Here is a 12,061-nt window from a genome sequence, read left to right on the forward strand (position 1 = left end):
AGCAGACAATGAATATGGTCATCGCAGAGGCGAATAAAAGGAAGAAATAGAACGTTGAAATTGAAAACGGCAAAAACAAAAAAGCCAGCTTCTTCAGCTGGCTTTCTGCTCTCTTTCGAGACTGTTTGTCTTCACTTTTAAAAGTGAAATCAAATTAGGCGCTTGGCGATGACCTATTCTCAGATGGGGGTGAAATCATAGCGCTATAAATACGCAGTATTTAGCTATGATTGAACGCGAAGAAGCTTGTCTTCGTAGCTGGGGAGCCCGCATAGCGGCGGGGCGACATCGAGGTAGCTTTTCGCGGAGCGTATAAACAGAAAAGCCCTAGCGGTTTAGGCTAGGGCTTTTCTGTTTATTTGGGCGCTTGGCGATGACCTACTCTCACATGGGGAGACCCCACACTACCATCGGCGCGATTGCGTTTCACTTCTGAGTTCGGGATGGGATCAGGTGGGACCACAATGCTATTGTCACCAAGCAAATTTGTTATTCACTACCCGTCTTATCTTGATGCAGGCAGTAAATTAAATTCGGAAAGCTGTTTGAGTTACACTTCTTAAGTGTTTGTATTCAAGCTAAGTACTCTTAGCAAAACCCATCTGGGTTGTATGGTTAAGCCTCTCGAGTCATTAGTATCAGTTAGCTCAACGCCTCACAACGCTTACACACCTGACCTATCAACGTCCTAGTCTCGAACGGCTCTTTAGTGGACTTATAGTCCAAGGGATGACTCATCTTGGGGCTCGCTTCCCGCTTAGATGCTTTCAGCGGTTATCGATTCCGAACATAGCTACCGGGCAATGCCATTGGCATGACAACCCGAACACCAGCGGTTCGTTCACTCCGGTCCTCTCGTACTAGGAGCAACTCCCCTCAATCATCCAACGCCCACGGCAGATAGGGACCGAACTGTCTCACGACGTTCTGAACCCAGCTCGCGTACCACTTTAAATGGCGAACAGCCATACCCTTGGGACCGACTTCAGCCCCAGGATGTGATGAGCCGACATCGAGGTGCCAAACACCGCCGTCGATATGAACTCTTGGGCGGTATCAGCCTGTTATCCCCGGAGTACCTTTTATCCGTTGAGCGATGGCCCTTCCATTCAGAACCACCGGATCACTATGACCTACTTTCGTACCTGCTCGACGTGTCTGTCTCGCAGTTAAGCTGGCTTATGCCATTGCACTAACCGTACGATGTCCGACCGTACTTAGCCAACCTTCGTGCTCCTCCGTTACTCTTTGGGAGGAGACCGCCCCAGTCAAACTACCCACCAGGCACTGTCCTTAACCCCGATTAGGGGCCCAAGTTAGAACATCAACACTACAAGGGTGGTATTTCAAGGACGACTCCACGAGAACTAGCGTTCCCGCTTCAAAGTCTCCCACCTATCCTACACATGTAGGGTCAATGTTCAGTGCCAAGCTATAGTAAAGGTTCACGGGGTCTTTCCGTCTAGCCGCGGGTATACGGCATCTTCACCGCAATTTCAACTTCACTGAGTCTCGGCTGGAGACAGCGTGGCCATCATTACGCCATTCGTGCAGGTCGGAACTTACCCGACAAGGAATTTCGCTACCTTAGGACCGTTATAGTTACGGCCGCCGTTTACCGGGGCTTCGATCATGAGCTTCTCTTGCGATAACCCAATCAATTAACCTTCCGGCACCGGGCAGGCGTCACACCGTATACGTCATCTTGCGATTTTGCACAGTGCTGTGTTTTTGATAAACAGTTGCAGCCACCTGGTATCTGCGACTGCCGTCAGCTTAGGGAGCAAGTCCCATCACCAACAGCAGCGTACCTTCTCCCGAAGTTACGGTACCATTTTGCCTAGTTCCTTCAGCCGAGTTCTCTCAAGCGCCTTGGTATTCTCTACCCGACCACCTGTGTCGGTTTGGGGTACGATTCCCGCTAACCTGAAGCTTAGAAGATTTTCCTGGAAGCATGGCATCAACTACTTCATCCCCTTGGGGACTCGTCATCAGCTCTCAGTGTTAAGAACGCCCGGATTTGCCTAAGCGTTCCACCTACCACCTTAAACGCGGACTACCAACGCCGCGCTAGCCTAGCCTTCTCCGTCTCTCCATCGCAGTTAGCGGAAGTACAGAAATATTAATCTGTTTCCCATCGACTACGCCTTTCGGCCTCGCCTTAGGGGTCGACTCACCCTGCCCCGATTAACGTTGGACAGGAACCCTTGGTCTTTCGGCGAGGGGGTTTTTCACCCCCTTTATCGTTACTCATGTCAGCATTCGCACTTCTGATACCTCCAGCGTGGGTTACCCCTTCACCTTCAACGGCTTACAGAACGCTCCTCTACCGCGCAACCCTAATGGATTGCACCCGTAGCTTCGGTGGTATGTTTAGCCCCGTTACATCTTCCGCGCAGGCCGACTCGACTAGTGAGCTATTACGCTTTCTTTAAATGATGGCTGCTTCTAAGCCAACATCCTAGCTGTCTAAGCCTTCCCACATCGTTTCCCACTTAACATACACTTTGGGACCTTAGCTGACGGTCTGGGTTGTTTCCCTTTTGACGACGGACGTTAGCACCCGCCGTCTGTCTCCCGGATAGCACTCTTTGGTATTCGGAGTTTGCAAAGGGTTGGTAAGTCGGGATGACCCCCTAGCCTTAACAGTGCTCTACCCCCAAAGGTGTTCGTCCGAGGCGCTACCTAAATAGCTTTCGAGGAGAACCAGATATCTCCCGGTTTGATTGGCCTTTCACCCCCAGCCACAAGTCATCCGCTAATTTTTCAACATTAGTCGGTTCGGTCCTCCAGTTGATGTTACTCAACCTTCAACCTGCCCATGGCTAGATCACCGGGTTTCGGGTCTACGCCTTGCAACTAAACGCGCAGTTAACACTCGGTTTCCCTACGGCTCCGCTATTCGCTTAACCTCGCTACAAAACGTAAGTCGCTGACCCATTATACAAAAGGTACGCAGTCACGGTCTCAAGAACCGCTCCCACTGCTTGTACGTATACGGTTTCAGGTTCTATTTCACTCCCCTCACAGGGGTTCTTTTCGCCTTTCCCTCACGGTACTGGTTCACTATCGGTCAGTCAGGAGTATTTAGCCTTGGAGGATGGTCCCCCCATATTCAAACAGGATATCACGTGTCCCGCCTTACTCGTTTTCATCAAAGGTTAGTTTTCGTGTACGGGGCTATCACCCTGTGCCGCTGGACTTTCCAGACCATTCCACTAACACCCCTCTGACTTAAGGGCTAATCCCCGTTCGCTCGCCGCTACTAGGGGAATCTCGGTTGATTTCTTTTCCTAAGGGTACTTAGATGTTTCAGTTCCCCTCGTTTGCCTCACTACACTATGTATTCATGTAGTGATAACAGCTTATGCTGCTGGGTTCCCCCATTCGGACATCGTTAGCTCAAATGCTTGTTACTAGCTCGCCAACGCTTTTCGCAAGTTACTACGTCCTTCATCGCCTCTGACTGCCAAGGCATCCACCGTATACGCTTAGTCGCTTAACCATACAACCCAAATGAGTTTCACGTCACTTGCGTCGTTGCGACCAGCTGGTTTTACTTGTCTCATTTCCGACCAAGGAAATGGACTCGCCTTAGACTTGAATATTCAAGACACTTAAAAAGTGTTTTAAGAACTCAATTTTTTTCGTATTAACACAACGACAGACATCATTGCATTAATTACTATCAGCTTTCCAAATTGTTAAAGAACAATGCTTACCGGCAAGCGGTGCATTTCGCTCTCCCTCCTCTTTCGAGAAGTTCAACAAGCCATCTGTGTGAACACTCAACAAACATCGAGTTAGTCGTATAGGTAAGGAGGTGATCCAGGCCCAGGTTCCCCTAGGGCTACCTTGTTACGACTTCACCCCAGTCATGAACCACAAAGTGGTGAGCGCCCTCCCGAAGGTTAAGCTACCCACTTCTTTTGCAGCCCACTCCCATGGTGTGACGGGCGGTGTGTACAAGGCCCGGGAACGTATTCACCGTGGCATTCTGATCCACGATTACTAGCGATTCCGACTTCATGGAGTCGAGTTGCAGACTCCAATCCGGACTACGACGAGCTTTGTGAGATTAGCTCCACCTCGCGGCTTTGCAACCCTCTGTACTCGCCATTGTAGCACGTGTGTAGCCCTACTCGTAAGGGCCATGATGACTTGACGTCGTCCCCACCTTCCTCCGGTTTATCACCGGCAGTCTCCCTAGAGTTCCCACCATTACGTGCTGGCAAATAAGGATAGGGGTTGCGCTCGTTGCGGGACTTAACCCAACATTTCACAACACGAGCTGACGACAGCCATGCAGCACCTGTCTCAGAGTTCCCGAAGGCACTAAGCTATCTCTAGCGAATTCTCTGGATGTCAAGAGTAGGTAAGGTTCTTCGCGTTGCATCGAATTAAACCACATGCTCCACCGCTTGTGCGGGCCCCCGTCAATTCATTTGAGTTTTAACCTTGCGGCCGTACTCCCCAGGCGGTCTACTTAATGCGTTAGCTTGAGAGCCCAGTGTTCAAGACACCAAACTCCGAGTAGACATCGTTTACGGCGTGGACTACCAGGGTATCTAATCCTGTTTGCTCCCCACGCTTTCGTGCCTGAGCGTCAGTCTTTGTCCAGGGGGCCGCCTTCGCCACCGGTATTCCTCCAGATCTCTACGCATTTCACCGCTACACCTGGAATTCTACCCCCCTCTACAAGACTCTAGTTTGCCAGTTCGAAATGCAATTCCCAGGTTGAGCCCGGGGCTTTCACATCTCGCTTAACAAACCGCCTGCGCACGCTTTACGCCCAGTAATTCCGATTAACGCTTGGACCCTCCGTATTACCGCGGCTGCTGGCACGGAGTTAGCCGGTCCTTCTTCTGTAGGTAACGTCACAGCTGCAAGGTATTAACTTACAACCTTTCCTCCCTACTGAAAGTGCTTTACAACCCGAAGGCCTTCTTCACACACGCGGCATGGCTGCATCAGGGTTTCCCCCATTGTGCAATATTCCCCACTGCTGCCTCCCGTAGGAGTCTGGGCCGTGTCTCAGTCCCAGTGTGGCTGATCATCCTCTCAGAACAGCTAGGGATCGTCGCCTTGGTGAGCCATTACCTCACCAACTAGCTAATCCCACCTAGGTTCATCCAATCGCGAGAGGCCCGAAAGTCCCCCTCTTTCCCCCGTAGGGCGTATGCGGTATTAGCAGTCGTTTCCAACTGTTATCCCCCTCGACTGGGCAGATCCCTAGGCATTACTCACCCGTCCGCCGCTCGCCACCTCATGAGTAAACTCACTTGTGCTGCCGCTCGACTTGCATGTGTTAGGCCTGCCGCCAGCGTTCAATCTGAGCCATGATCAAACTCTTCAATTAAAAGTTTTGTGAACCCGAAGGTTCGGCTCAATGAATTCTGAATCGACTTAACTTAATAAGTCGTTGTACATATTGCTATGAACACTCATTCATTGATGTAAATTTTGATTACTCGCCAAACGGCAGAGTAATTTCGATTAACTCAACACCTGTGAGTGCCCACACAGATTTCTTGTTTAGATTGTTAAAGAGCATTTGACCATTTACTTCGCGTTACCGCTCACCGGGTCAGGGGTGCGTATTCTACGCATTTCCCCAGTCGCGTCAAGGCGTTTTTGCAAACTTCTGGAGGCTTTCGAATCAACTGCACATTTTGCATCCGACTCGCACTGTAACCGCAGTTGCTTTCGCTGTCTGCCGTGTCAGTGGATGCGCATTATAGGCACCGAAAACTTTTGTGCAAGGGCTTTTTTGAAGTTTTTTGCATTATTTTTCAAATCGTTTTTTACACCCAACCTAGGCACAAACTACCCACGAGTTATACCCATAGTTATCCACATTGCGCCAGATTTCCTAATCATCGTCCCCTTTTAATCACCCGCTGTTTAGTGCGTTAAAGTTCGTTGTTTACGGTATTCTACGAATAGTTTTAGTCGTAGCACCTTGTATCAGAGATTTATTCGACGCAATGATTTAAATAAGTGGATAGTTATCATTAAGAAATTAGTAATTTCAAAACCTACAAAGATCAGCGCCCTCACTTAATTTGTCGTAGTCGAGATGTAGGGTAACGAATGACTTAGAGAGGGTAGGAGAATTGAAAACAAAATTAGGATGTTCACTCAATAATTATTGATAAGCGGCTTAATGCACATCCAGGCGCTAATAACTCATATCTGAGGAAGGAATAGTGAATAGGAAAGAATCGTAGAAATATAGCTATATTGATTGCTTAGCTAACCAAGGCTTATTACATGGCATATCTAGCTGGAGGAGATGAGCAAACTATGGAAAAAAACTCTAGGAAAACAAAAAGGCCACCTTATTAGGTGGCCTCTCTTAATTTAGCGTTTGGCGATGACCTACTCTCACATGGGGAGACCCCACACTACCATCGGCGCGATTGCGTTTCACTTCTGAGTTCGGGATGGGATCAGGTGGGACCACAATGCTATTGTCACCAAACAAATTTTGCTCTAGGACAACACACTAGATTGTATGGTGCTGATACCCAGAATCGAACTGGGGACCTCATCCTTACCAAGGATGCGCTCTACCGACTGAGCCATATCAGCAATTCTTTATCATCAATGATGATTTAATTAGGCGCTTGGCGATGACCTACTCTCACATGGGGAGACCCCACACTACCATCGGCGCGATTGCGTTTCACTTCTGAGTTCGGGATGGGATCAGGTGGGACCACAATGCTATTGTCACCAAGCAAATTTGTTATTCACTACCCGTCTTATCTTGATGCAGGCAGTAAATTAAATTCGGAAAGCTGTTTGAGTTACACTTCTTAAGTGTTTGTATTCAAGCTAAGTACTCTTAGCAAAACCCATCTGGGTTGTATGGTTAAGCCTCTCGAGTCATTAGTATCAGTTAGCTCAACGCCTCACAACGCTTACACACCTGACCTATCAACGTCCTAGTCTCGAACGGCTCTTTAGTGGACTTATAGTCCAAGGGATGACTCATCTTGGGGCTCGCTTCCCGCTTAGATGCTTTCAGCGGTTATCGATTCCGAACATAGCTACCGGGCAATGCCATTGGCATGACAACCCGAACACCAGCGGTTCGTTCACTCCGGTCCTCTCGTACTAGGAGCAACTCCCCTCAATCATCCAACGCCCACGGCAGATAGGGACCGAACTGTCTCACGACGTTCTGAACCCAGCTCGCGTACCACTTTAAATGGCGAACAGCCATACCCTTGGGACCGACTTCAGCCCCAGGATGTGATGAGCCGACATCGAGGTGCCAAACACCGCCGTCGATATGAACTCTTGGGCGGTATCAGCCTGTTATCCCCGGAGTACCTTTTATCCGTTGAGCGATGGCCCTTCCATTCAGAACCACCGGATCACTATGACCTACTTTCGTACCTGCTCGACGTGTCTGTCTCGCAGTTAAGCTGGCTTATGCCATTGCACTAACCGTACGATGTCCGACCGTACTTAGCCAACCTTCGTGCTCCTCCGTTACTCTTTGGGAGGAGACCGCCCCAGTCAAACTACCCACCAGGCACTGTCCTTAACCCCGATTAGGGGCCCAAGTTAGAACATCAACACTACAAGGGTGGTATTTCAAGGACGACTCCACGAGAACTAGCGTTCCCGCTTCAAAGTCTCCCACCTATCCTACACATGTAGGGTCAATGTTCAGTGCCAAGCTATAGTAAAGGTTCACGGGGTCTTTCCGTCTAGCCGCGGGTATACGGCATCTTCACCGCAATTTCAACTTCACTGAGTCTCGGCTGGAGACAGCGTGGCCATCATTACGCCATTCGTGCAGGTCGGAACTTACCCGACAAGGAATTTCGCTACCTTAGGACCGTTATAGTTACGGCCGCCGTTTACCGGGGCTTCGATCATGAGCTTCTCTTGCGATAACCCAATCAATTAACCTTCCGGCACCGGGCAGGCGTCACACCGTATACGTCATCTTGCGATTTTGCACAGTGCTGTGTTTTTGATAAACAGTTGCAGCCACCTGGTATCTGCGACTGCCGTCAGCTTAGGGAGCAAGTCCCATCACCAACAGCAGCGTACCTTCTCCCGAAGTTACGGTACCATTTTGCCTAGTTCCTTCAGCCGAGTTCTCTCAAGCGCCTTGGTATTCTCTACCCGACCACCTGTGTCGGTTTGGGGTACGATTCCCGCTAACCTGAAGCTTAGAAGATTTTCCTGGAAGCATGGCATCAACTACTTCATCCCCTTGGGGACTCGTCATCAGCTCTCAGTGTTAAGAACGCCCGGATTTGCCTAAGCGTTCCACCTACCACCTTAAACGCGGACTACCAACGCCGCGCTAGCCTAGCCTTCTCCGTCTCTCCATCGCAGTTAGCGGAAGTACAGAAATATTAATCTGTTTCCCATCGACTACGCCTTTCGGCCTCGCCTTAGGGGTCGACTCACCCTGCCCCGATTAACGTTGGACAGGAACCCTTGGTCTTTCGGCGAGGGGGTTTTTCACCCCCTTTATCGTTACTCATGTCAGCATTCGCACTTCTGATACCTCCAGCGTGGGTTACCCCTTCACCTTCAACGGCTTACAGAACGCTCCTCTACCGCGCAACCCTAATGGATTGCACCCGTAGCTTCGGTGGTATGTTTAGCCCCGTTACATCTTCCGCGCAGGCCGACTCGACTAGTGAGCTATTACGCTTTCTTTAAATGATGGCTGCTTCTAAGCCAACATCCTAGCTGTCTAAGCCTTCCCACATCGTTTCCCACTTAACATACACTTTGGGACCTTAGCTGACGGTCTGGGTTGTTTCCCTTTTGACGACGGACGTTAGCACCCGCCGTCTGTCTCCCGGATAGCACTCTTTGGTATTCGGAGTTTGCAAAGGGTTGGTAAGTCGGGATGACCCCCTAGCCTTAACAGTGCTCTACCCCCAAAGGTGTTCGTCCGAGGCGCTACCTAAATAGCTTTCGAGGAGAACCAGATATCTCCCGGTTTGATTGGCCTTTCACCCCCAGCCACAAGTCATCCGCTAATTTTTCAACATTAGTCGGTTCGGTCCTCCAGTTGATGTTACTCAACCTTCAACCTGCCCATGGCTAGATCACCGGGTTTCGGGTCTACGCCTTGCAACTAAACGCGCAGTTAACACTCGGTTTCCCTACGGCTCCGCTATTCGCTTAACCTCGCTACAAAACGTAAGTCGCTGACCCATTATACAAAAGGTACGCAGTCACGGTCTCAAGAACCGCTCCCACTGCTTGTACGTATACGGTTTCAGGTTCTATTTCACTCCCCTCACAGGGGTTCTTTTCGCCTTTCCCTCACGGTACTGGTTCACTATCGGTCAGTCAGGAGTATTTAGCCTTGGAGGATGGTCCCCCCATATTCAAACAGGATATCACGTGTCCCGCCTTACTCGTTTTCATCAAAGGTTAGTTTTCGTGTACGGGGCTATCACCCTGTGCCGCTGGACTTTCCAGACCATTCCACTAACACCCCTCTGACTTAAGGGCTAATCCCCGTTCGCTCGCCGCTACTAGGGGAATCTCGGTTGATTTCTTTTCCTAAGGGTACTTAGATGTTTCAGTTCCCCTCGTTTGCCTCACTACACTATGTATTCATGTAGTGATAACAGCTTATGCTGCTGGGTTCCCCCATTCGGACATCGTTAGCTCAAATGCTTGTTACTAGCTCGCCAACGCTTTTCGCAAGTTACTACGTCCTTCATCGCCTCTGACTGCCAAGGCATCCACCGTATACGCTTAGTCGCTTAACCATACAACCCAAATGAGTTTCACGTCACTTGCGTCGTTGCGACCAGCTGGTTTTACTTGTCTCATCTTCGACCAAGAAGATGGACTCGCCTTAGACTTGAATATTCAAGACACTTAAAAAGTGTTTTAAGAACTCAATTTTTTCGTATTAACACAACGACAGACATCATTGTATTAATTACTATCAGCTTTCCAAATTGTTAAAGAGCGGGCTTAAAAAAGCCAAAGATAATTTTTCAGTTTATCTTTGGCATCTCTAACCAGATTGCAGTAAGTGGTGGAGCTATGCGGGATCGAACCGCAGACCTCCTGCGTGCAAGGCAGGCGCTCTCCCAGCTGAGCTATAGCCCCATTTACATGCAGTGCGAGTATCAGATGTCCCAACCCTCAAAGGATTGGTGGGTCAGAGTGGACTTGAACCACCGACCTCACCCTTATCAGGGGTGCGCTCTAACCAGCTGAGCTACAGACCCATCTTTGATAAATCTAAGTTCATCTAGAACCACCGACCTCACCCTACTCTTTATGAGGGGATTGAGGTGCTAACCAGCTAAACTACAGACCCATCGTTTACTCTATCTTCTATCAAGCAAATCTGTGTGAACACTCAACAAACATCGAGTTAGTCGTATAGGTAAGGAGGTGATCCAGCCCCAGGTTCCCCTAGGGCTACCTTGTTACGACTTCACCCCAGTCATGAACCACAAAGTGGTGAGCGCCCTCCCGAAGGTTAAGCTACCCACTTCTTTTGCAGCCCACTCCCATGGTGTGACGGGCGGTGTGTACAAGGCCCGGGAACGTATTCACCGTGGCATTCTGATCCACGATTACTAGCGATTCCGACTTCATGGAGTCGAGTTGCAGACTCCAATCCGGACTACGACGAGCTTTGTGAGATTAGCTCCACCTCGCGGCTTTGCAACCCTCTGTACTCGCCATTGTAGCACGTGTGTAGCCCTACTCGTAAGGGCCATGATGACTTGACGTCGTCCCCACCTTCCTCCGGTTTATCACCGGCAGTCTCCCTAGAGTTCCCACCATTACGTGCTGGCAAATAAGGATAGGGGTTGCGCTCGTTGCGGGACTTAACCCAACATTTCACAACACGAGCTGACGACAGCCATGCAGCACCTGTCTCAGAGTTCCCGAAGGCACTAAGCTATCTCTAGCGAATTCTCTGGATGTCAAGAGTAGGTAAGGTTCTTCGCGTTGCATCGAATTAAACCACATGCTCCACCGCTTGTGCGGGCCCCCGTCAATTCATTTGAGTTTTAACCTTGCGGCCGTACTCCCCAGGCGGTCTACTTAATGCGTTAGCTTGAGAGCCCAGTGTTCAAGACACCAAACTCCGAGTAGACATCGTTTACGGCGTGGACTACCAGGGTATCTAATCCTGTTTGCTCCCCACGCTTTCGTGCCTGAGCGTCAGTCTTTGTCCAGGGGGCCGCCTTCGCCACCGGTATTCCTCCAGATCTCTACGCATTTCACCGCTACACCTGGAATTCTACCCCCCTCTACAAGACTCTAGTTTGCCAGTTCGAAATGCAATTCCCAGGTTGAGCCCGGGGCTTTCACATCTCGCTTAACAAACCGCCTGCGCACGCTTTACGCCCAGTAATTCCGATTAACGCTTGGACCCTCCGTATTACCGCGGCTGCTGGCACGGAGTTAGCCGGTCCTTCTTCTGTAGGTAACGTCACAGCTGCAAGGTATTAACTTACAACCTTTCCTCCCTACTGAAAGTGCTTTACAACCCGAAGGCCTTCTTCACACACGCGGCATGGCTGCATCAGGGTTTCCCCCATTGTGCAATATTCCCCACTGCTGCCTCCCGTAGGAGTCTGGGCCGTGTCTCAGTCCCAGTGTGGCTGATCATCCTCTCAGAACAGCTAGGGATCGTCGCCTTGGTGAGCCATTACCTCACCAACTAGCTAATCCCACCTAGGTTCATCCAATCGCGGAAGGCCCGAAGGTCCCCTCCTTTCCCCCGTAGGGCGTATGCGGTATTAGCAGTCGTTTCCAACTGTTATCCCCCACGACTGGGCAGATCCCTAGGCATTACTCACCCGTCCGCCGCTCGCCACCTCATGAGTAAACTCACTTGTGCTGCCGCTCGACTTGCATGTGTTAGGCCTGCCGCCAGCGTTCAATCTGAGCCATGATCAAACTCTTCAATTAAAAGTTTTGTGAACCCGAAGGTTCGGCTCAATGAATTCTGATTTGTCGTTTCAACTCGAAAGTCAAAACAAACTGTACATATTGCTATGAACACTCATTCATTGATGTAAATTTTGAT

3 tRNA genes and 7 rRNA genes are annotated in these 12,061 nt (G+C 50.0%); all 10 read right to left on the reverse strand.

The features are described 5' to 3' along the window. Positions 1–365: 365 nt before the first annotated feature. A 5S ribosomal RNA gene (gene rrf, locus N5E87_RS19010) occupies positions 366–481 on the reverse strand. 130 nt (positions 482–611) lie between these two features. Further along, positions 612–3,505: ribosomal RNA gene (locus N5E87_RS19015) — 23S ribosomal RNA — on the reverse strand. 311 nt (positions 3,506–3,816) lie between these two features. After that, positions 3,817–5,359 (reverse strand): 16S ribosomal RNA (locus tag N5E87_RS19020). Between the two features lie 1,009 nt (positions 5,360–6,368). Further along, positions 6,369–6,484: ribosomal RNA gene (gene rrf, locus N5E87_RS19025) — 5S ribosomal RNA — on the reverse strand. 34 nt (positions 6,485–6,518) lie between these two features. Next, positions 6,519–6,594 (reverse strand) — tRNA-Thr (locus N5E87_RS19030). Positions 6,595–6,627: 33 nt separating this feature from the next. Then, positions 6,628–6,743: ribosomal RNA gene (gene rrf / locus N5E87_RS19035) — 5S ribosomal RNA — on the reverse strand. Between the two features lie 130 nt (positions 6,744–6,873). Continuing rightward, a 23S ribosomal RNA gene (locus tag N5E87_RS19040) occupies positions 6,874–9,767 on the reverse strand. Between the two features lie 273 nt (positions 9,768–10,040). Beyond that, positions 10,041–10,116 (reverse strand) — tRNA-Ala (locus tag N5E87_RS19045). Positions 10,117–10,161: 45 nt separating this feature from the next. Beyond that, positions 10,162–10,238: transfer RNA gene (locus N5E87_RS19050), tRNA-Ile, on the reverse strand. A 162-nt stretch (positions 10,239–10,400) separates the two neighbouring features. Beyond that, positions 10,401–11,943 (reverse strand): 16S ribosomal RNA (locus N5E87_RS19055). Together the 16S, 23S and 5S rRNA genes with 3 tRNA genes alongside form the textbook arrangement of a ribosomal RNA operon. Positions 11,944–12,061: the final 118 nt, after the last annotated feature.

The organism is Shewanella sp. GD03713, assembly GCF_029843705.1.
GTDB lineage: Bacteria > Pseudomonadota > Gammaproteobacteria > Enterobacterales > Shewanellaceae > Shewanella.